The sequence below is a fragment of the Micromonospora aridisoli genome (assembly GCF_056150025.1).
On sequence record NZ_JAXCFK010000002.1, the window covers coordinates 230253 to 251367 of the forward strand.

The following is a 21115-nucleotide window of genomic DNA, read 5'->3' on the forward strand; positions in this document are numbered from 1 at the left end:
CGGGCTCACTCGTCCTCGTCGGGCGGCGGGGTGTTGTTCCGGTCGGTGTCGTACGGCAGGTCGTGCTCGTCGCCCGGCGGGGCGTCGTCCACCGCGCCGCCGTCGTCGCCGGGCACGACGTCGCCACCCCCTGGCACGCCGGAGTCCTCCTGGGTCACCTGCACGTCGTCGAAGGGAAGCAGCGGTTCCGCCCAGGGAAACACCACGTACCACAGCAGCGCCACCATCGTGGTGGCGAGCACCAGGCTGCCGACGAGCTTGCCGGGCAGCCCGAAGGGCAGCTTGCGCCAGATCCAGGCGTACATCGTCAGGTCCCCAGCTCCGCCGGGCGTCCCTCGGCCTTGGGCTGGGTACGCGTCATCTCGGCGTGAATGATCAACCGCTGATAGTTGTCGAACTTCGGATTGCAGGTGGTCAGGGTCAGCATCCGTTTGGTCGGCTTCTCACCCGGTCGACCCGGCACCGGGGCCACCACCTCGACCTGCGTCGGCTTGACGATCAGGCTCTCGGTGACCTGGTAGACGTACCACTCGTTGCGGCCCTCGACGACGATCGGATCGCCCTTGCGCAACTCGTCCAGTCGCCAGAAGGTCGCCCGGTTCCGGTGCCCGGCCACCGAGAAGTTGCCCACCTGGCCGGGCAGGGCGCTGTCCGGGTAGTGGCCCGGCGCGTACCGGATGTCCTGCTGGCTGACGCCCTCGACGACGATCCATTCCTTGTCGAACTTGGGAATGTAGAGGCCCGCGATCGGGGTGCCGTGCACCGCCGGCTTCGGCTTGGCGGAAGGGCTGGCTGACGCTGCCACCGTCGGGTCCGGCTCGGGTGCCCACGCCTGGGCCAGTTGCTCGCTCAGCTCGCCCTGGTGGGCGTCGACGATCGCCGACTTGCCCCAGATCTCATAGCCGGCGAAGAGCAGCACCACCAGGCCGAAGGTGATCAGCAATTCGCCACTGACCCGGAGGCCGGTGCGCACCCGGGACCACACCGACGGGCGGGTCAGCTCCGAGTAGACGCTCTTGTAGCCCTCACCCGTCTGGTGGGGGCGCAGTTGCACCACCCGATCGCCGCGCCGCGGTTTCGGCGCCTCGGCGGGCTGGTCGGCTCCGTCGGCGGGCTCCTCGCCCTTCGGCGGCCGGGGTACGGCACCCATCAGGGCGGTCGAGTCCATCGGGGGCGGCGTAGCCGGCCGGGCCCCGGTGACCGCCGGGATGAGGGCGGTGGCCCCCGGGTCGGCCGCTCGGCTCGGTGCAGCCGGCTGCACCGGGGTTGGCGGCTGACCGGACGCGGTCGGGCGGGGGTGCTGACCCGGAGGGAGGCCGTTCTGGGCGACCGGGCGCTCCGGAGTCGCCGGGCCGTTGGCGGCAGCGGGCTGTGCGTTCGTCGTCGGGGTGGCCGCCGGGTTCGGTCGGGCCGGCTCCGTCGCCCGGCCGGCTGAGTCGCCGACCTTCGGCATGAAGGCGGTAGGTCCCTCGCCCGACCAGTCCTGCCCGGGTCCTGCGGGGCCGGCCTGCCCGGAACCGGGACGGGAGGCGTACTCGCCGTACGCGGTCCCGGTCTGCGGAGTTGGCGTCGCCTGCCGAGGCTGAGGTGAGTGGCCGGGGGACGGCATGGCCGGTCGTAGGGCGGCGGGGTGGGCCGCCCCGGCGGCCGGGGGCGTCGACGCGCCGTCGAGCCACGTCGCACCACCGTTCGGCTGCGCCGGTCCGGTCCCGGCCCGGGCCGGCCCGGCCGGTTGGCTGCCGGGCCAGGGCGGCGGGGTGCCGGTGGCCTCGCCGGTGCCCGGCCGGGCACCGGCCGCATCGGCCGGCGGAACCCGACCCGGCTGACCCGCGACCCCGGTGACGCCGCGCTCACCGGAGCCGGAACGGCCGGCGTCCACGACGTCGGGCCGGTTGCCGGTCGGCTGCTCCGTGGTGCCCCTGCTCGGCTGGAAGGCACCGCGCCACGGCGTCGGCCCGACCGGAATGTCCGGTTGGCCGGACGGCAGGGGTACGCCGTGCCACTGGTCGTTGCTCCCGGTGCCCTGCTGCCGACCCGCGGTGCCGTGACCCGGATCCGGCGCGCGGTCCCACTGGTCGGCCGTACGGCCGGAAGTCGCCGTTCGCTCGGCGGTCGGTGCCGGGTCCCACTGGTTCGCGGCACGACCGGCTGTCGCCGGGGCATCCCACTGGTTCGCCCGGTCGGTGGCCGGCGGCGGGTCCCAGCGGCCCGTGGAGGCGTTCTGTTGTTCCCGACCGGGGCCGGTGCTCTGTTGGTCTGCCGTCGGCGCACCGGGGCGCTCCGGTCCCGGGGGCGCGCTCCAGCCCGGCGCGGCCGTGCTCCGAGCGTCCGCTGGCGGTGGGGCGTCCCACCGGCCGGGCACGGCCGGCACAGTCGCGTCGGCGAAGCCGTCGAAGCGGCCGGAGTTCGTCGACCGCTGGCCGTCCGGAGTGCGGCCGCCGGAGTGCGGCTGGTCGCCCGGACGCGGGGCTCCGGTCGGCGGCAGATCGTGTGGCGAGCCGGCCGCGCCCGACCGGGTGGGCAGCACCGGGTCCGGCCAGGCTCCCGCCGGACGGGGGGCGCCGGACTCGGCTCGCTCGACCTTGGGCAGGAAGGCGGTGGGCTCGTCGGTCTGGTCGCGGTGCCGACCGTCGGACTGCGGGCTCACTGCGGCCTCACTGCGGCACCGTCGCGGAACGCAGGGTGGTGGAATCCTCGAATGCGGGCACGGTGACCGTGCCGGAGGTCTCTGAGTAGCCGAGCTGGTAGTTTGCGACCGCGTCCCTGAACCACCGGACTCCCTCGGAAGCGGCGAGGGCCTGCCGGAGTGCGGCGGGATCGCCAATTGCTACGATCTTGAAAGGCGGGGAGTACACCCGGCCGTGCAGCAGCAGGGTGTTACCCACGCAGCGTACCGCGCTGGTTGCCAGCACGCGCACGTTCATGATTGACATCGCCTCGGCACCACCGGCCCAAAGGGCGTTGACCACCGCCTGGACGTCGCCCTGATGGACGACCAGGTCGTCGTTGGTGGCCCCTTCGGGCAGATTGCTGAGCTGGGGCGCGTCGTTGAGCTCGACGGTCAGACCGGGGCCGGTGAGGGCGGTGAAGCCGGCATCGGCCCGGCTGGCCGCGGCCCGCTGCTGCTGCTCCCTGATCGGCCCGTCGGAGTTGGCGAGGACGGCCGTTCGACTCTCGACCTCCCCACGCAGCGACGCGGCCCGCTCCTCGTTCGCCGCCACCTGCTCGCGGCGGTCCTCGATGAGTTCGGTGAGCTGGGGCCGGCGGTCCTCGCGCAGGGCGGTACCACCCGCCGTGGTGGCCGTGGTGGTGAAGAGCAGACCGGCGGCGAGGGCGATCAGCGGTACGCCGATCGACCAACCCGGCCGGCGTTGACGCGGTCGACCGGGCAGCAACCCGGCGACGAGTCGTCGCAGCGCCTTCTGCCACGACGCCGCGCCGGAGGTGTACTCCACGGACCGTCCCCCCTTGTTGTCGCGCTCCGACGCCGCCCGGTGCGGGCCGGAGCGCTCGTTTTCCGGTGCTGCCCGGTACCGGTCTCGCCCCATTCGTGGCTTGGACGGGTCTTCCGGACTACGCTAGCTGTCGAACATTATTGGCCATGGACCGTCGCCCTCGCGCCCGGTTGCAGGCCGGACGAGGTCGTAACCCCTCTGGAGAGCGTCGTGCCCAAGTCTCAGGTCCGCAAGAAGAAGGTGTACACCCCGCCCACGGACGTCCGCCCCCCGGCGACCGCGGCAACCCGCAAGCCCAGCCCGGTGTGGCTGCCGATCTCTGCGGTGTCGCTGATCGTCTTCGGCATCGGCTGGCTGGTGGTCTACTACCTCTCCGAGCAGCAGTACCCGGTCATGGAGCTGGGGTACTGGAACCTGGCGGTCGGTTTCGGCGCGATGGTCGCCTCGCTGGTTCTGCTCTCCCGCTGGCGCTGACCCGCAGCTCAACGCCGTGACCGCCGACGGTCGCCGGCGGCCCGCCCGAGCGGTGTTGCCGCCGGCCTCCTAAGGTGTGCGCAGGGCAGCGTGGCCCAGGGTGCGAGAAGACTCACGTTACTGCTGGGTAACCTTGCGCGTAGGCTGCACTGCATGACCGAGCGGAGCGAGGTCATCGACCGGTCAGGTTGAGGTGCGGCGGCGGTGGGTCGACCGATCGCACCGACGCCCCGGTCGCCGAGCCGCTCGACAGGCAGCAGACCGGGAGGCCAACTCGATGGGCAGCGTCCAGATCGTCACCACGATCCTCGCGGCCGCCATCACCGCCGTTGCGGTGTGGCTTGCGGTACGCGCGGTCTCGAAGATGGTGGCCGTCATCCGGCTGGGTCAGCCCGACCCGACCCGCTCCGGTGACAAGGTCAGCCGCACCATGACCATGCTGGCGGAGACCGCCGGGCACACCCGGATGCTCCGCTGGAGCGTGGTGGGCGCGGCGCACTGGTTCGTGATGGTCGGCTTCATCGTGCTGTCGCTGCTGGTGCTCGAGGCGTACTTCGAGGTCGTGTCGCCGACCGGCGGGCTGCCGCTGATCGGCGGCTGGGCGCTCTACGGCCTGGTCACCGAGTGGATCGGCATTCTGGGCGTGATCGGCATCGTGGTCCTGATCGCGATCCGGCTGGCGAACCGGCCGAACCGGGCGGGACGCCGATCGCGGTTCACCGGCTCCACCATGTGGCAGGGCTACTTCGTCGAGGCGGTCGTCCTCGCCGTACTGGTCATGGGTTTCCTGATCCGCGGCTTCAAGGTGGCCACCGACCACTTCGAGTACCCCGTCTGGGCCACCCCCCTCAGCCACGCGGTCGGTTCGGTGCTGCCGGGCTGGGAGTCCGGAGTCAGCGTCGCCGCCCTCATCAAGATTTCGATCTCGATGACCTGGGTCATCGTGATCGCGCTGAACGTGACGATGGGCGTCGCCTGGCACCGCTTCCTCGCCTTCCCCAACATCTTCTTCAAGCGCAGGCCGGGTGCGGCCGGTTCCGGCCTCGGCGCGCTGCGGCCGATGATGAGCGATGGCAAGCCCCTCGACTTCGAGGAGGCCGACCCGGAGAAGGACCAGTTCGGGGTCGCCCAGGTCGAGCAGTTCACCTGGAAGGGGCTGCTGGACTTCAGCACCTGCACCGAGTGCGGTCGCTGCCAGTCGCAGTGCCCGGCGTGGAACACCGGCAAGCCGCTGTCGCCGAAGCTGCTGGTGCTCAGCCTGCGTGACCACGCGTACGCCAAGGCGCCCTACCTGCTGGCCGGCGGTGGCAAGGACCTCACCGGCGAGGAGAAGGCCACCGCCGCGCAGCTCGCCCACGTCGACGTGCTGGCGCTGGCCGAGGCGGAGAAGCCACTGATCGGCGATGCCGAATCCGGCGGCGTCATCGACCCCGACGTGCTCTGGTCCTGCACCACCTGCGGTGCCTGCGTGGAGCAGTGCCCGGTGGACATCGAGCATGTCGATCACATCGTCGACATGCGCCGTTACCAGGTGCTCATCGAGTCCAGCTTCCCCTCGGAGGCCGGCGTGATGCTGCGCAACCTGGAGAACAAGGGCAACCCGTGGGGCGCGCCGCAGAACACCCGGGAGGACTGGACCAAGGGCCTCGACTTCGAGGTGCCCCGGGTCGGCGAGGTCGAGGACTTCGAGTACCTCTTCTGGGTGGGCTGCGCCGGGGCGTTCGAGGACCGGGCGAAGAAGACCACCCGGGCCGTCGCCACCCTGCTCAACGAGGCGGGTGTCTCCTTCGCCATCCTCGGTGAGGGGGAGACCTGCTCGGGCGACCCGGCCCGGCGGATCGGCAACGAGTTCGTCTTCCAGATGCTCGCCCAGCAGAACGTGGAGACCCTCAACGAGGCGTTCGAGGGCCGCGAGAAGGCCAAGCGCAAGATCGTCGCAACCTGCCCGCACTGCTTCAACACCCTGGGCAACGAGTACGGCCAGCTCGGCGGTGAGTTCGAGGTCGTGCACCACACCCAGTTGCTGGCCCACCTGGTCGCCACCGGCAGGCTCACCCCGGTGCAGCCGGTCGACGGCGGGGTGACCTACCACGACCCGTGTTACCTCGGACGGCACAACCGGGTGTTCACCCCGCCGCGCGAGGTTCTCGGTGCCGCCCTCGGCGGCGGGCAGAACGGCGGGTCCGGCGAAGGCATCGTCGAGATGCCCCGCAACAGCGAGCGTTCCTTCTGCTGCGGCGCCGGTGGCGCCCGGATGTGGATGGAGGAGCGGATCGGCAAGCGGATCAATGTGGACCGGGTCGAGGAGGCCATGTCCACCGGGGCGAGGACGGTCGCCGTCGGATGCCCGTTCTGCTCGACGATGCTCACCGACGGGGTGAACGGCAAGGGTGCCGGCGAACAGGTCGAGGTCGTCGACGTGGCGAGCGTCCTGCTCCGGTCGGTCAAGCCCGAGCGGACCGCGGGTGCCGAGGAGACGCCGGTAGCCGGCTGAGCGGCGCGTACGTCCGGCGCGGGCGGCACCTTCCACCGGTGCCGCCCGCGCCGGTTTTTGTATTGGCGAACGTAACTGTAACGAAATGGTGGACACCCTTTGTGTGCGCGCCGTCGCGCAAAGGTGAATGAGCCGTTGGTCGCCTTGATTCCCTACCCGGCCTTCCCTAATGTGGGGCACCGACCACCGTGGGCCGTCTGTCCCCGCCCCATACCGCTCGCGGGACGCCCGGTGGTCGGTTGCAAAGGAGACGCTGCCGGTGGCAACCATGCCCCTCCATCGTCACGCGCCGGGACGATTCCGTCCGGGCGGCCTGCGTCGGGCCGCTCGTGGGCTGGTCGTCCTGGTCGCCGCCGCCGCGGTCGGCGCCGGCCTGCTCGCCGCCCCCGCGTACGCCGAGCCCTCGGTCGACGAGATCGAAGCCCAGATCGACAAGCAGTGGCGTCAGCTGGAGCCCACCATCGAGCAGTACAACAAGGTGCGCGCCCAGTTGCGGGTCAACCGACAGAAGTCGGAGAGCCTGGAGAAGAAGATCCAGCCGCTGGCGCTGGAGACCGAACTGGCGATGAACCGGGTGGCCGATCTCGCCTCCCGCTACTACATCAGCGGCCCGTCCCAGGAACTCGGCGCGGTGCTGCTCAACGCGAAGCCTGACGAACTCGGTGAGCAGATGGCCCTCCTCGACCGGCTCGCGGCGCAGGAGCGCCGCGAACTCGAGGGCGTCATGAAGATCCGCAAGAAGTACGACGACCAGAAGGCCAAGCTCGACGCCCTGATCGCTTCCCAGGAGAAGCAGGAGAAGGATCTGGCGACGAAGAAGAAGAAGATCGACGCGGAGATCAAGCGGCTCGAACGGTCGTTGCCGGTGACGACGGTCAAGACGACCAACTGCCCGACCATCAACGGTGTGGTCAGCAACGCCGCGCGGACCGCCATCAGGACGGCCTGCGCCCAGGTCGGCAAGCCGTACGTCTGGGGCGCCACCGGGCCCAACTCGTTCGACTGCTCCGGGCTGACCCAGTATGCCTACCGGGCTGCGGGTATCTCGCTGACCCACTTCACCGGTGCCCAGTGGAACGAGGGCAAGGCCATCTCCCGGTCCGACGCCCGCCCCGGTGATCTGGTGTTCTTCTTCAGCGACCTGCACCATGTGGGGCTCTACCTGGGCAACAACCAGATGGTGCACGCGCCACGCGCCGGTAAACCGGTGAACGTCTCGTCCATCACCACCATGCCGGTCGCCGGCTTCCGCCGACCCGGCTGATTCACCACCAGCGTCGGCTGAGCGGACGCGCAGGAACGCCCGAGGGCCCCCGGTCAAGTCGACGGGGGCCCTCCTCGCTGTCGGATGTCAGCACCCACAGTGACGGTGCGGTAATGTTGCGTATCGACGTCGATCGTCCCTACGCTGGGCAATCGTCGGCCGCTGGCAGATCCGTCCACCCGGGGCGGTAACGGTCCGACACCGCCGAGTCGCTCGTGAGCGAGCCGGGGGCCCAGGTACCCGGGGTGAATCCGCGAGGGTCGCGGTAGGGCGTCCCCTTCCCGCCCGAACCCGTCAGCTAACCCGGTAGGCGGTACGGGAAGAAGGAGTACGGAGCCCGGTGGCACACCATGCCCAGCGGCCGCCGTCGCAGCGGCCGGAGCTGTCCGGCCCACCGACGGCAGCGCCGCGCTTCCGCTGGTACCGCTGCACCACCGCAACAGGGCGCCTCAACTCGGCGAGACACGTCCTGGTCGCCCTGGCCGCGACCGCCGTGATCCTGACCGGTGGCGCGACGGCGGCCCAGGCCGACCCGACGGTCGCCGACATCGAGCGCCAGATCGACGAGGACTGGAACCGGCTCGAACCCGTCATCGAACAACACAACGCCACCCGGCAGGACCTGGCCGTGAAGCGACGCGAGGCCGACGCCGTGGCGGCCCGCATCGCACCGTTGCAACGGCAGGTGGACGAGGCGATGGACCGGGTGGGCAAGCTTGCTGCCCGGGCCTACAAGGGCGAGCAGGTGCGGGCGGTCAACACCCTGCTCGGCAGCCGGTCGCCGGGCGAGGTCATCGAGCAGCTCGGCCTGCTGAACCGCTACGCCCAACACCAGCAGCAGGACGTACGGCACGCCAGTGAACTGCGCGATGAGCTGACCGCCGCCAAGGCGGGGCTGGACCGCACCATCGGTCAGCTCACCCGCACCGAGTCCGATCTCGCGGCGAAGCGACGGCAGATCGACGCCGAGATCGACCGGTTGCAGCGGCTCCGGCTGCGCGCGTACGGCAAGGGGGGTGGCGGTCCGCTGCGGCCAGCCCCCTGCCCGGCCAGCTATCCGGGCGGGCCGGCCGGCGAGGCGGTCACCTTCGCCTGCGCGCAGATCGGCAAGCCGTACTCGTGGGGAGCCGAGGGACCGAACGCGTACGACTGCTCCGGGCTAACCCTGGCCGCGTGGGCGCGGGCCGGCGTGGCGTTGCCGCACAACGCGGCGCGGCAGCGGCAGGTCACCGCGTCGGTCAGCCGTGGCGCACTACGCCCGGGCGACCTGGTCTTCTACTACCGGGACCTGCACCACGTCGGCATGTACGTCGGGGACGGCTGGGTGGTGCACGCCTCCCGGGCGGGTCAGCCGGTGAAGATGAAGCCGCTGGACAGCAGCCCCGTGCACAGCTTCGGCCGGCCCGGCTGAGGCGTCGAGGCGTACGACCGGGGCCCGCTCCTCGACCGGGGCGGGCCTCCGGCAGTGACCTCCGACGTCAGCGGGTCGGCCAGGTTCGCCAGTTCTGCCAGGCCCGGCTCGGCGTCGGCCCGCGCTGCCCCTGGTAGCGCGAGCCGTAGACGGCCGATCCGTACGGGTGCTCGGCCGGTGAGGAGAGCCGGAAGATGCAGAGTTGGCCGATTTTCATGCCGGGCCACAGGGTGATCGGCAGGTTGGCCACGTTGGACAGCTCCAGGGTGACGTGGCCGGAGAAGCCGGGGTCGATGAAGCCGGCCGTGGAGTGGGTGAGCAGGCCGAGTCGCCCCAGGCTGGACTTGCCTTCGAGGCGGCCGGCGAGCTGGTCGCCCAGCGAGATGACCTCCAACGTGGAGGCGAGCACGAACTCACCGGGATGCAGCACGAACGCCTCACCGTCGGGCACCTCGACCGCCGAGGTGAGGTCGTCCTGGCGGGTGGCCGGGTCGATGTGCGTGTAGAGATGGTTGTTGAAGACCCGGAACAGTTTGTCCAGACGTACGTCGATGCTGGAGGGCTGCACCAGCGTGGGCTCGAACGGTTCGAGCGCCAGGGTGCCCGCCTTGATCTCGGAGACCAGGTCGCGGTCGGAGAGCAGCATCGCCACACCATAGCTGTCCGGGTGCGACCTGCGTGTCGGGCTATCCCATTCGAACGTGTGTTCGATAGGATGTCCGTATGGCTTCCTGGTCCGAATTCGCCGCTGACGAGCCTCGGCTCGCCGACGGGATCCGCCTTCTCATGCATCAGTACGGCCCGGGCTTCGGCTACCTGGCCACGGTCCGCGCCGACGGCGGGCCCCGGGTGCACCCGGTCTCTCCGGTGATCACCGACGACGGTCTCTACTGCTTCGTCATCGACTCACCCAAGCGGCGCGACCTGGAACGCGACGGGCGTTACGCGCTGCACTCGTTCCCGCCGGAGGAGAGCGACGACGAGGCGTACGTCGCCGGCCGCGCCCGGCCTGTGACGGACGACGCCACCGTCGCCCGCCTGGCGCTCGCGGCGCGGGCCGCACCGCACGCCGGCTGGCGACTCTTCGAGTTCACGGTCGACGTGGCGATGCTGGCCCGCCGTGAGCACGCCGTTGTCGGTGGGCCGGGCGAGCCGGCGACCCGTCCGGCTGTCCAGGTCTGGCTCGACCCGTCCGGCTCCGCTTCCGAGGCCGTCCGTCCGGTGCCGGCCCGCGCGGGCCGGCACCACCGCCGCGCCGCCTGACCCGCACGCGCCGGTGCCGGCCCCGTTCCACGGAGCCGGCACCGGTGGTACGCGGTGCTGCGGTCGCGCTACGACGCGCGGTACGCGTTCCAGGCGTTGATCATCCGGGTGGCCTGCCCCGGGGTGAACTGGTACATGCAGGAGTCGTACGAGTAGTCCATGAAGTTGGTGATCGGGTCGAGGCCCGGGCTGGAGCAGGTGTCCCGCCCGGTCGGGCAACCGCTGGCCGGCGAGGCCTCGGCGGGGGTGTCCGCGACCTGGTCGCCGCTGCCCGAGCAGCCGCCCTGGAAGGTGTGGTACAGGTTCAGCCAGTGGCCGACCTCGTGGGTGCCGGTGTCACCCTGGTTGTAGTTGGTGGCAGTGCCGCCGGGCAGCGATTCGCTCAGCACGACCACGCCGTCCATCACGTTCAGGCTGGTCTGCGGGAAGGTCGCCCAGCCGAGCAGGTTGTTGCTCAGCGCGCCGAGGTAGATGTTGAGCGTCGCCTTGTTGCCCTGACGCAGCTGGGTCTTCATCTGTCGCTCGGCCGTCGAACCCTGCCGGATCGGGTACCACGACGTGTTGGTCACCCGGTTGATGCTCTGCAGCTGGAAGGCGAACGCGGTGGACGCCCCGCCCGTGGCTCCGCTGAACGACTGGTTCAACACGCTGATCTGCGACTGGATCATCGAGTCGGGGATGTTCCCACCGGCCCGGGTCGTGTCCCGACGGATCACGTGGACCACGACCGGGATGGTGACCGTGGCCGCCGCGGCCTGGGTGCTCATCGTGCGCTGGCCGACCCGCTTGGCTCGCTCCTGCAGGATGTCGGCGAACTCGGCCTCGCGCTGGTGCACCTGGGCGAGGGTCAGTTGGTTCGGGTCGTGCTCGACGGCGGTGCCACCCTTGGCCCGGGCCAGGGTGCCCGTCGGATCCTCGCACACCTCGTCAGCGGTGACGGCGGCCGCCGCCGGGGCGGCGGTCGTGGTGGCGGCCGGCAGCAGGCCGACCGTTGCCACGCCGAGCACCAGGGCGAACGACGTCGATGCGATGCCGGCCATGCGCCGGTTCAGCAGGACGGGACGCAGTCCCATAAGCCCACCTCTTTCTGGCGACGCGACCGGGGGTTGTGTCGCGCCGTGCGGAAAACGTGGGGCAGACGTTACAACCCATAGACAGATTTGAACATGGCCATATGTTGCGATGATGAAACCTTTTCCCGCCCGCCCGCCCGCCCGCCCGCCCGCCCGCCCGCCCTGCGCCGCGCGCCGCCCGAAGTCCAAGATCCGTGCAACTTCGGGGATGTTGCTGCCTCCGACGGCGGTGAGGCAGCAACTTCGGGGATGTTGCTGCCTCCGCCCCGCCGCGATGCGCAACGGGCCGGCGGGGTGGAACCCTGGATGCGTCAGGGTGGGTGACTCGGGTAGAGTGATCCCGCTTGCGGGTGTAGTTCAATGGCAGAACATCAGCTTCCCAAGCTGACAGTGCGGGTTCGATTCCCGTCACCCGCTCCGATCCGAAGGCCCTGGTCAGGACGCAAGTCTGAGCCGGGGCCTTCGATGTTCCACCAGCCCCGAACGCCTGACGGGCCATCCCGGGTCACTCGCTAGCCGTTCGGTATCGTCGGCAACGCCGTAGACACGTGGCCCGCCGGTTTCCCTGCTCTCTGGCGCTCGGATCGCGCCGCATCGGATGGCTCATTGCCTCAGCTGCCTATCCTCTCGGCCGTGGGAGCTGTCAAGCCGTGGCACCTGTTCGTCCTGACGCTGTGCTGCCTGTTGCCGACTGCTGCGGCGGTCGCTGGCGGTGTCTGGGCGGTCAGTCGATCTCGTAGCCGTCGCTGAGCCGCTCCCTCAACGACAGCGGTGAGACCCTGCCGTCGGGGCCCTGCCGTGCACGCGCGCGATGGGCATGTCGCACCACGTACCCTGGCGATCATGAGGGTGGGCATCGTGATCCTGCCGGACCAGCGCTGGTCGGTGGCGCGGCACCGGTGGCGGCAGGTCGAGGAGTGGGGTTTCGACCACGCCTGGACGTACGACCATCTGGGTTGGCGTGATCTGGTGGACGGGCCGTGGTTCGACTCCATGGCCACGTTGACCGCGGCGGCGTCGGTGACCTCCCGGGTCCGGTTGGGGACTCTCGTCGCCTCGCCGAATTTCCGGCATCCGGCGGCCTTCGCCCGGCAGGTGACCGCACTCGACGACGTCTCCGACGGGCGGGCGTTGCTCGGGCTGGGCGCGGGCGGCATCGGGTTCGACGCGGCCGTGCTCGGCGGCGGAACGCTTGCCCCTCGGCAGCGGGTGGACCGGTTCGCCGAGTTCACCGAGCTGCTCGACGCGATTCTGCGGCAGGACGGCATCACGTGGCGGGGTGACTGGTTCGCGGCGGTGGACGCGCGGAGCAATCCGGGCTGTGTCCAGCAGCCTCGGGTGCCGTTCGTGGTGGCCGCCAACGGGCCCCGGTCGATGCGGATCGCGGCCCGCTTCGGTCAGGGCTGGGTGACCACCGGACCCGCCGTCGACGACCTGGGCGACTGGTGGAGCGGGGTGGCCGAACTGACCACCCGGCTCGACGCGGCACTGACGGCCGAGGGGCGTGACCCGGCCACCCTGGACCGCTATCTCTCGCTGGACTCGGCACCGGTCTTCTCGTTGAGCAGCGCGCAGTTCTTCGCCGACCAGGTCGGTCGGGCGGCGGGACTCGGTTTCACCGATGTGATCACCCACTGGCCGCGCGAGAGCAGCTGGTACGCCGGCGACGAGGCGGTCCTGACCGACGTCGCCACCCGCCTGCTGCCCGAGCTGCGCGGCTGACCCACCTGGGCGTCCGGGCCCGTCAGGTGCCGAGGTCGCCGGCGGGTACGTCGCCCTGCCCGGCCGACACCAGGCGGAAGCGTAGGCAGACGATGTCGCTGTCGTCGGTCACCGGGGTGCCGACACGGGCCCAGTACGCGGCGTGCCCGGCCCGCCACTCCTCGATCGAGCGGTCACCCTCCCCCTCGGCGCGGGCGAAGTCCCACGGCACCTCGGCGAACCGGGCCACCTCGATGCCGGTCACCTCGACTATCGCCACCAGCGCGTCCGCGTCGTCGACGAGGGCCAGCCGCTCTCCGACATGCTCCAGTTCCTCGCCCTCGTCGGCGTACTCGCTGATCAGGCCGGCGGTCGCGGTCTTGACGCCGGCCAGCACGAGGGTGTTGAGGCGTGTCCGTAACTCTCCGGGAGTGCCGAGGGCGAGCGCGCGGAGACCGCCGATCCGTGGCCACATCCTTGCGAGGCTACCGCCCGCTCGGTGGCACCTGCTGGAGCTTCGGTCGTCCCGCAGGGGTCTGTGAGGGGGTACGGTCGATGGCCGACGACAAGGAGATGTCCATGGCGGACCGACGTGCGGTGCTCATCCCGGGACGCGGGTACGACACCCGGTATCCCCTCTTCCTCTATCTGGGTGAGGCGCTGCGCCGGGTCGGTTTCGGGCTGCACGGGATTTCCTGGCAGGTCCCCGACGACTTCGACGTCGACACCATCGGCGGGTGGGTGTGCGACCAGGTCGCACCGACCCTGCACGAGCGAACGGACCTGCTGGTCGGCAAGTCGCTCGGCGCCCTCGCCGCGCCGCTCGCGGCCCGCCGTGGGCTGCCCGCCGTGTGGCTCACCCCATTGCTGCACCGGGCCGACCTGGTCGACGCGCTGCGCCGGGCCACGGCGCCGTTCATCCTGGTCGGCGGCACCGCCGACTCGTCCTGGGACGGCGCGGTCGCCCGGCGGCTGACCCCGCACGTGCTGGAGTTCCCGGGCGCGGACCACGCGCTGATGGTGCCCGGCCCGTTGGCCCGTTCCGCCGAGGCGCTCGGCCAGGTCTGCACGGTGGTCGAGGACTTCGTCCGCTGACCCCCGGCGGTGGCAGTCAGGCGGGGAGGTCGGCGGTGGTCAGGAGCGGGGTGATGCGTAGCTCCGCCGCAACAGTCGGCGCGCACCCGGCTACCACCGTGGCAGTGCCGACCGGTTCGGCTCCTCGCGCCACGCAGATCTCGTAGAGGGCGCGTACCTGGGCGGCCGTGTCCACCCAGTCGTCCACCACCAGCACCCGGTCGCCCGGGCCGAGGTGCCGGTCACGCACCCCGAGGTCCATCCGTCGGCCACGGAAGTCGGGGGGACTCTGCGCCCACGTCAGCGGTCCCGCGGGCAGCCGTCCGTCGCCCGGCTTGTGCGCCGCCACGAATCCCACGCCGAGGGCGGTGGCGGCCAAGGGTCCGAGGAGGAACCCGGTGACGGCGGGGGACACCACCACCGTGGGACGGGCCGCCCGGAACGGCGCGACCAGTGCGGGTCCCAGGGCGGCCAGCGTCGCCGGATCCCGCCACCACCCGGAGATGTCGCTGACCAGGTGGCTCGCACCGGGACCAGGGTCGATCCAGGCGAACGTCTCGACGAGGCGTTTTCTCAGCTCAGCGGGCATGGCATCATCCTGCGCCAGGCGAACCCCGAAGACCGACCCGGCCGGCCCACCGCGGATCGGATGATCGGCTTCACGTATCACCGCAATTACGGTCAAAGCATCATGATCACGTTGACTTCGGAAGTGCTTCTCTCGTTATGGTCCGACCCGGTTTGACCCGCTGAGGAAAGGACCGGGCTGGTGGCTGGCAAGCACTCCCGTACCCGCAGATTCACCTCGCCGGCCGGTCTCACGGCCAGCGCCGTGGTGGCGGTCGCGCTCGCCGTTGGAGGAACCGTCGGCGCCGTACGGCTGACCGCCGGTTCGGAGCCGGCGCGACCGGCGGCGATCGACCTGTCGCCGACCATCGAGACGAGTGCCCCTGTCACCGGCTCGCCGAGTGCCAGCGCCAGCGCCAGTGCCTCGCCGAGTCCCACGGCGAGCCCGACGCCGAAGCGCACCGCGCAGGCACCCTCACGCAGCAAGCAGCGTACGGCCAGCCCGACGCCGAAGCCGACGGCCAAGAAGACGACGGCGCGCCCGGTGGTGGACACCGGCTCCTGCGGTGCCTCCTTCTACTGGCAGGGGCAGATGACCGCCAACGGCGAGACGTTCAACCCGGAGGCGATGACGGCCGCCCACAAGACGCTGCCCTTCAACACGAAGGTGCGGGTGACCAACCCGGCCAACGGCAAGTCGGTCACCGTCCGGATCAACGACCGCGGTCCGTTCATCGAGGGGCGCTGCCTTGACCTGGCGCGGGCCGCGTTCGCCGAGATCGCCTCGCTCGACCTCGGTCACATCGAGGTTCGCTACGAGGTGCTCGGCTGAGCCGGTGGAGCGCCGCGATCGGTTCCGGCTCGGGATCCGCGCGGCCAGATACCTCTCGTCCGAGGGGCCAGGGTCGTTCTTTCGCTCACGTCCATCGGGCATGCTGTCGGATGTACGTACGCAACTCCTCCAGCCGGGCCGCGGCCCGCTGAGCCCCGGATCCCGCGCCGGCCTCGGCGCGGCCCTCGTCCTGCTCGCGATCGTCTCGGCGGTCGAGTTGGCGGATGGCCGCGCGGCGAACTACATCGCCCTGATGGTGGCCGCACCCTTCCTGGCCGCCGCGCTCGCCTCCTGGCGGATCGTGCTCGGCGTCGGTGCCGCCGCCTCCGTGCTGGGGGCGGCCTTCGCCCTGGCCGAGCGGACGGCCTCGCTCTCCACGGCGGTCGCCGTGGCCGGCATCGCGCTGGGGACCGGCATCGCGGCGGCGGTGGCGGCGGTACGCCAGCGCCAGGCGGAGCAGATCGCCGAGTTGTCGAAGCTGGCCATGGTGGCGCAGCAGGCAGTGCTTCGCCCGCTGGGGCCTCGGGTGGGCGCGCTCTCCGTGGCCGGCCGGTACATATCGTCGACCGCCACCGCTGAGATCGGCGGCGACCTCTACGAGGCGATCGAGACGCCGTACGGCGTCCGGATGATCATCGGAGACGTGCGCGGCAAGGGTCTGGAGGCCGTCCGGCTGGCGAGCATCGTGCTCGGCTCGTATCGGCACGTGGCGTACGAGCGGGCCGATCTGCGGGCCGTCGTCACGGACCTGGACCGGGCGGTGGCGCGCAACGTCGGCGACGAGGACTTCGTCACCGCCGCCTTGGTCGAGGAGCGGGGCGGCACCCTCACCATCGTCAACTGTGGCCACCCCGCGCCGCTGCTGCTGCGCCACGGCGCGGTGATCTCGCTTGAGCCGCCGGCGCCGGCACCTCCGCTGGGCTTCATGCCGGTGGTCCGGCCCCGGGTGGAACGGCTGGAACCGGGCGACCGGTTGCTGCTGTTCACCGACGGGCTCGGTGAGGCCCGGCGGGACGGCGAGTTCTTCCCCACCGCGGACCGGGCCTGGCGGCTGCTCGGCCACGGCACGGTCGGTGACGGTCTGGCCTCGCTGGAGACCGCGCTGGTCGAGTGGGTGCACGGTCGGCTCGACGACGACATCGCGCTGGTCCTCATGGAGTACACGGGCTCGCCGGGCGATGCGACGGCGGCGGTGCCGAGCTGGGAGGTCGGCGCGGCCGAAGGGTGACGTCCGATCCGGGTCACGATGGCGATGTCCACGGCTGGCCGGAACCTGAACGGCGGGTGTGTAATGCCTGTCACTTCCGGAACCGGGTTGTCGCTACCTACCCGCGAGTAATAGAGTCTCGGTTACTGATCGGTAACACCTGTCCGGAAGCGGGGCCAGCGAGATGACCCACTACAAGAGCAACCTTCGGGACCTCGAGTTCAACCTGTTCGAGGTGTTCGGGGCGGACCGGGCGTTCGGCCAGGAGCCGTACTCCGACCTCGACGTCGACACCGCCCGGAGCTTCCTCTCCGAGGTCGACCGGTTGGCTCGCGAGGACCTGGCCGCCAGTTACCAGGACAGCGACCGCAACCCGCCGGTCTTCGACCCGGGTACGCACACCGCGCCACTGCCGGAGTCGTTCAAGAAGTCGTACCGGGCCTTCATGGAGTCCGAGTTCTGGCGCCTGGATCTGCCCCCGGAGCTGGACGGCACCAACGCCCCCCGGGCGCTGTGGTGGGCGCTCGCCGAACTGGTGCTCGGTTCTAACGCCCCGGTCTGGATGTACGCTTCCGGCCCGTCCTTCGCGCACGTGCTGCACGTCGAGGGCACCGAGCAGCAGAAGAAGTGGGCCAAGCTCTTCGTCGACCGGCAGTGGGGCTCCACCATGGTGCTCACCGAGCCGGACGCCGGCTCGGACGTGGGTGCCGGTCGTACCCGCGCGATCCCCCAGCCGGACGGCTCGTGGCACATCGAGGGCGTCAAGCGCTTCATCACCTCCGGCGAGCACGACCTGAGCGACAACATCGTCCACTACGTGCTGGCCCGCCCGGTCGGGGTGGACGGTGTGGGTGGCCCTGGCACCAAGGGTCTGTCGCTCTTCGTCGTGCCGAAGTACCACTTCGACGAGAACACCGGTGAGCTGGGCGAGCGCAACGGCGTCTTCGCCACCAACGTCGAGCACAAGATGGGCCTGAAGGTCTCCAACACCTGCGAGATGACCTTCGGCGAGCACGGCGTACCGGCCAAGGGCTGGCTGCTGGGCGAGAAGCACGACGGCATCCGGCAGATGTTCATGATCATCGAGTACGCCCGGATGATGGTCGGCACCAAGGCCATCGCCACCCTCTCGACCGGTTACCTGAACGCCCTGGAGTACGCGAAGAACCGGGTGCAGGGTGCCGACCTGATCCAGTCGGCCGACAAGACCGCACCCCGGGTGACCATCACCGCACACCCCGACGTGCGTCGCTCGCTGCTGCTGCAGAAGGCGTACGCCGAGGGCCTACGGGCGCTGGTCCTCTACACCGCCACCTGGCAGGACAAGGTCGCCATGGCCGAGGCGGCCGGCGACGAGAAGGCCACCAAGCTGGCCAAGCGAGTCAACGACCTGCTTCTTCCGCTGGTCAAGGGCGTCGGCTCGGAGCGGGCGTACGAGCTGCTCGGGCACGAGTCGCTGCAGACCTTCGGTGGCTCCGGCTTCCTCCAGGACTACCCGCTTGAGCAGTACGTCCGAGACGCCAAGATCGACACGCTGTACGAGGGCACCACGGCGATCCAGAGCCTCGACCTGATCTTCCGGAAGATCGTTCGGGACAACGGCAAGGCCCTGATGGCCGTGGCCGGTGAGATCCAGGAGTTCATCGCCACCGAGGTCGGCAACGGCCAGCTCAAGGAGGAGCGTCAGGCGCTCGGCAAGGCTCTTGCCGAGATCCAGAACATCCTCGGCGTGATGACGGGTTGGCTGGGCGAGGCGCAGGGCGGGGACACCCGGTCCCTCTACAAGGTCGGGCTGGGCAGCCGGCGGTTCCTGCTGGCGATCGGCGACCTGGTCGTCGGGTGGCTGCTGCAGAGGCAGGCCGACGTGGCGCTGACGGCTCTCGCCGGTGAGGTGACGGCGGCGGACAAGGCGTTCTACACCGGAAAGGTGGCCGCCGCCCGGTTCTTCGCCCGTGAGGTGCTGCCCCGTATCGGCGCCGACCGGCGCATCATCGAGGGCACCGACCTGGACGTCATGGACCTCCCGGAGGAGGCGTTCTGAGTCACGGGGCACCCGACCGCGACGCACGGTGGTAGCGGCGTCGCGGCCCGTGCCAGCGCGACAGCCGGCGGGCTCAGCCCGCCGGCTGTCGTCGTTCCGGCGCCCGGCGACGGACCGCTCGGCGGCGTTCGCGTCCCGGCCGTGCGGGTAATCGCGGGGCGGGCGGGTAACCGTCGCGGACCAGTCCGAGTACGCCCAGAGCAACCGCACGGGGGAGTGCCGCGCACATGGGCATTGGTAGTGGGATCTTCCTGATCGCGATCGGCGCGATCCTGACCTTCGCCATCCGGGCCAACGTCTGGTGGGTTGACCTGCGGGCGGTCGGTTGGGTCTTCATCCTGGCCGGGCTGGCCGTGCTGCTCACCACGCTGTGGTTCTGGCAGGATCGCCGAAAGCGGGCACGGACCCTGATCGTGGAAGAAAACCGACTGTCGCACCCGACCGCGATGATGCCGCCACCTCCCGATCCACCGCCACCGACCGCGCCACCGAGCTGAGCGGTCGGCCTCGGCCGCCCGGACTCCGGCACACCGTACGTCGCTGAGCGATCTCAGCCGCGTGCGGTGTGCCGCCTCTCGATCCCGGCCGAACCTCGGCTCACGTCGGCCCAGGGCGCGGTCGTCCGGTGCACCGCGATCCCACTGGTACGCAGCCCTTCCGGGTCCGCCCGGAGCGGATCGAGCAGTTCGGACAGCAGCGAGATACCCGGGTTGTGGGCGATCAGCAGAACCGTCGTCGCGGCCGGTGGCACCCGGCGGATCAGGTTCAACAGATCCTCCGGGTGCGCCTCGTACGCGTCGGGTTCGTAACGGATCACGGGAGCCGGACCTGCGGGGCCGCTCTCCGGTGGTGATCCGGTGATGCCCAACTGGACGCCGTGCCACGTCTGTCGGGTGCGCAGGGCCGGCGAGCAGAGCACCACGTCCGGCAGCAGCCCGTGCCGGGCAAGCCACGCGCCGGCCGCGGCGGCATCGGCGCGACCACGGGTGGCCAGCGGACGATCGACGTCGGGGCATTCCGTTGTGGGCTGTTCGGCCTTGGCGTGCCGCAGCAGCACCAGTGTCCGCTCCGGTGGCCGGCTGTCCGTCATGTCTCCAGCTTGCCCGATTGGCGATCTCGCTGCCGGGGTAAGTCGTCCGTGCCGCAACCTCATCCGTGGCCGCGGCGGAGTGGATGTCAGCTTCGATAGCCAAGGAGTCGACGAGATGGGCATCGGTGGCAGTATTTTCCTGATCGCGTTGGGTGCGATCTTCGCGTTCGCCGTCGAGGCGGACCTGGGCTGGCTCAACCTGAGCGTCGTCGGCTGGGTGCTGATGCTCGCGGGCGTCGCCGGCCTGATCGTGACCCTTTACTTCTGGAACTCGCGTCGGCGTACGGTCGTCGCCCCGGTACGCGAGGAGCGGGTGGTGGCCGACCGCGCGGTGCCGGTCCAGGACGACCGGGTGGTCCAGGAGTACCGCGAGGTGCGCCGACCCGGCCCCACGGTCTGACGTTCGGCGAATGGCCCGATGGGGGCGGTGGGCAACGAGGCCCATCGCCCCCATCGTCGTCGAGCGCCTGTTCAGGCGAACAGCGCGAAGTAGATGGCGATGTGGTGGCAGATCGCGGCGACCAGCGTGCAGGCGTGGAAGAACTCGTGGTGGCCGAAGACGGTGGGCCACGGGTTGGGGCGGCGCAACGCGTAGAAGACCGCACCGACGGTGTAGATCCCGCCGCCGACGGCGAGCAGCACCAGGGCCGTCACTCCACCCTGGTGCAGGATGTCGGGCAGCATCGCCACCGACACCCAGCCGAGGGCCAGGTAGAGCGGTGCCGATACCCAGCGGGAGGCGTGCGGCCAGATCAGTTTGAGCGCCACCCCGGCCAGGGCACCGCCCCAGACGACCGACAGCATGACGACGGCGGCGCGGGTCTCCAGCAGCAGGAGGCAGAACGGTGTGTACGTGCCGGCGATGAACAAGAAGATCATCGAGTGGTCCATCCGGCGCATGACCTGGTAGCCGCGCGTCGACCACACCCGACGGTGGTACAGCGCGCTGGTGCCGAAGAGACCGCAGACCGTGAAGCTGTAGACGGCCGAGCTGATCAGCGGTGTCCAGCCGGGACGGACGGCGGCGATCGAGCAGAGCACGATGCCGCAGACCAGGGCGACGAAGAACGCGTACGTGTGCAGCCAGCCGCGCATCCGGGGTTTCCCGATGTCGACCGGCTTGAGCCGGGGGCGTGCTGAGGTGGTCACATCCTCAGGTTACGGCACCG

General features: G+C 70.6%; 21 protein-coding genes, 1 tRNA gene and 1 riboswitch. Of the genes, 13 read left to right on the forward strand and 9 right to left on the reverse strand.

Annotated features, from left to right (window positions below):
- Positions 1–5 precede the first annotated feature (5 nt).
- The 3 genes from SM447_RS04515 to SM447_RS04525 form a co-directional block, all read right to left on the reverse strand.
- Entirely contained in the window at positions 6–305 is a 300-nt protein-coding gene (locus tag SM447_RS04515) for a hypothetical protein (RefSeq protein WP_474571441.1), read from the reverse strand.
- A 2-nt stretch (positions 306–307) separates the two neighbouring features.
- Positions 308–1987 (reverse strand): class E sortase, encoded by a 1680-nt coding sequence (locus SM447_RS04520; protein ID WP_474571887.1) that lies wholly within the window; start codon positions 1985–1987, stop codon positions 308–310.
- 667 nt (positions 1988–2654) lie between these two features.
- Positions 2655–3455 carry a DUF881 domain-containing protein gene (locus SM447_RS04525; RefSeq protein WP_474571442.1) on the reverse strand — a complete coding sequence of 267 codons (801 nt, stop codon included), beginning with the start codon at positions 3453–3455 and terminating at the stop codon, positions 2655–2657.
- A 210-nt stretch (positions 3456–3665) separates the two neighbouring features.
- On the opposite strand from SM447_RS04525, the gene SM447_RS04530 reads away from it, so the two are divergent.
- From SM447_RS04530 to SM447_RS04545, 4 genes are all read left to right on the forward strand, one after another.
- Positions 3666–3929, forward strand: coding sequence for a cell division protein CrgA (locus tag SM447_RS04530; RefSeq protein WP_474571443.1), 264 nt, complete (start codon positions 3666–3668; stop codon positions 3927–3929).
- A gap of 277 nt (positions 3930–4206) precedes the next feature.
- Entirely contained in the window at positions 4207–6423 is a 2217-nt protein-coding gene (locus tag SM447_RS04535; protein WP_474571444.1) for a (Fe-S)-binding protein, read from the forward strand.
- A 253-nt stretch (positions 6424–6676) separates the two neighbouring features.
- Complete coding sequence (locus SM447_RS04540) at positions 6677–7687, forward strand: C40 family peptidase (RefSeq protein ID WP_474571888.1); 1011 nt, start codon at positions 6677–6679, stop codon at positions 7685–7687.
- A 192-nt stretch (positions 7688–7879) separates the two neighbouring features.
- Positions 7880–8015: riboswitch (cyclic di-AMP (ydaO/yuaA leader) on the forward strand.
- A 12-nt stretch (positions 8016–8027) separates the two neighbouring features.
- Complete coding sequence (locus tag SM447_RS04545; RefSeq protein ID WP_474571445.1) at positions 8028–9098, forward strand: NlpC/P60 family protein; 1071 nt, start codon at positions 8028–8030, stop codon at positions 9096–9098.
- Positions 9099–9165: 67 nt separating this feature from the next.
- Here SM447_RS04545 and dcd read toward each other — a convergent pair whose 3' ends face one another.
- On the reverse strand, positions 9166–9744 hold the full coding sequence (gene dcd / locus SM447_RS04550) for a dCTP deaminase (RefSeq protein WP_474571446.1): 579 nt from the start codon (positions 9742–9744) through the stop codon (positions 9166–9168).
- A 77-nt stretch (positions 9745–9821) separates the two neighbouring features.
- Between dcd and SM447_RS04555 the strand changes: the two genes are divergently transcribed.
- Positions 9822–10361, forward strand: coding sequence for a pyridoxamine 5'-phosphate oxidase family protein (locus SM447_RS04555; protein WP_474571447.1), 540 nt, complete (start codon positions 9822–9824; stop codon positions 10359–10361).
- 68 nt (positions 10362–10429) lie between these two features.
- Here SM447_RS04555 and SM447_RS04560 read toward each other — a convergent pair whose 3' ends face one another.
- Entirely contained in the window at positions 10430–11434 is a 1005-nt protein-coding gene (locus SM447_RS04560) for a zinc metalloprotease (protein WP_474571448.1), read from the reverse strand.
- A 346-nt stretch (positions 11435–11780) separates the two neighbouring features.
- Here SM447_RS04560 and SM447_RS04565 point away from each other — a divergent pair.
- A tRNA-Gly gene (locus tag SM447_RS04565) sits at positions 11781–11851 on the forward strand.
- Between the two features lie 426 nt (positions 11852–12277).
- Positions 12278–13156 (forward strand): LLM class flavin-dependent oxidoreductase, encoded by an 879-nt coding sequence (locus SM447_RS04570; RefSeq protein WP_474571449.1) that lies wholly within the window; start codon positions 12278–12280, stop codon positions 13154–13156.
- 22 nt (positions 13157–13178) lie between these two features.
- Here the strand turns inward: SM447_RS04570 and SM447_RS04575 are convergent, their stop codons facing one another.
- Positions 13179–13610, reverse strand: a complete 432-nt coding sequence (locus tag SM447_RS04575; RefSeq protein WP_474571450.1) for an ASCH domain-containing protein — start codon at positions 13608–13610, stop codon at positions 13179–13181.
- 104 nt (positions 13611–13714) lie between these two features.
- Here SM447_RS04575 and SM447_RS04580 point away from each other — a divergent pair, with 104 nt between their 5' ends.
- A complete protein-coding gene (locus SM447_RS04580; protein ID WP_474571451.1) occupies positions 13715–14230 on the forward strand; it encodes an alpha/beta hydrolase in 516 nt (171 codons plus the stop codon).
- A 16-nt stretch (positions 14231–14246) separates the two neighbouring features.
- Here SM447_RS04580 and SM447_RS04585 read toward each other — a convergent pair whose 3' ends face one another.
- Positions 14247–14798: a phosphoribosyltransferase family protein gene (locus SM447_RS04585; protein WP_474571452.1), complete on the reverse strand. Its 552-nt coding sequence runs from the start codon at positions 14796–14798 to the stop codon at positions 14247–14249.
- 180 nt (positions 14799–14978) lie between these two features.
- Here SM447_RS04585 and SM447_RS04590 point away from each other — a divergent pair, with 180 nt between their 5' ends.
- The 4 genes from SM447_RS04590 (at position 14979) to SM447_RS04605 (ending at position 19353) form a co-directional block, all read left to right on the forward strand.
- A complete protein-coding gene (locus SM447_RS04590) occupies positions 14979–15608 on the forward strand; it encodes a septal ring lytic transglycosylase RlpA family protein (protein ID WP_474571453.1) in 630 nt (209 codons plus the stop codon).
- A 100-nt stretch (positions 15609–15708) separates the two neighbouring features.
- Positions 15709–16836, forward strand: a complete 1128-nt coding sequence (locus SM447_RS04595) for a PP2C family protein-serine/threonine phosphatase (protein WP_474571454.1) — start codon at positions 15709–15711, stop codon at positions 16834–16836.
- A gap of 163 nt (positions 16837–16999) precedes the next feature.
- Complete coding sequence (locus SM447_RS04600) at positions 17000–18856, forward strand: acyl-CoA dehydrogenase (RefSeq protein WP_474571455.1); 1857 nt, start codon at positions 17000–17002, stop codon at positions 18854–18856.
- Between the two features lie 227 nt (positions 18857–19083).
- Positions 19084–19353 carry a DUF6458 family protein gene (locus SM447_RS04605; RefSeq protein WP_043961115.1) on the forward strand — a complete coding sequence of 90 codons (270 nt, stop codon included), beginning with the start codon at positions 19084–19086 and terminating at the stop codon, positions 19351–19353.
- A 53-nt stretch (positions 19354–19406) separates the two neighbouring features.
- On the opposite strand, the gene SM447_RS04610 is transcribed toward SM447_RS04605, so the two are convergent.
- Positions 19407–19946, reverse strand: coding sequence for a SixA phosphatase family protein (locus SM447_RS04610; protein ID WP_474571456.1), 540 nt, complete (start codon positions 19944–19946; stop codon positions 19407–19409).
- 115 nt (positions 19947–20061) lie between these two features.
- Here SM447_RS04610 and SM447_RS04615 point away from each other — a divergent pair, with 115 nt between their 5' ends.
- Positions 20062–20346, forward strand: a complete 285-nt coding sequence (locus SM447_RS04615; RefSeq protein ID WP_474571457.1) for a DUF6458 family protein — start codon at positions 20062–20064, stop codon at positions 20344–20346.
- 71 nt (positions 20347–20417) lie between these two features.
- Here the strand turns inward: SM447_RS04615 and trhA are convergent, their stop codons facing one another.
- A complete protein-coding gene (gene trhA / locus SM447_RS04620; protein ID WP_474571458.1) occupies positions 20418–21095 on the reverse strand; it encodes a PAQR family membrane homeostasis protein TrhA in 678 nt (225 codons plus the stop codon).
- Positions 21096–21115: the final 20 nt, after the last annotated feature.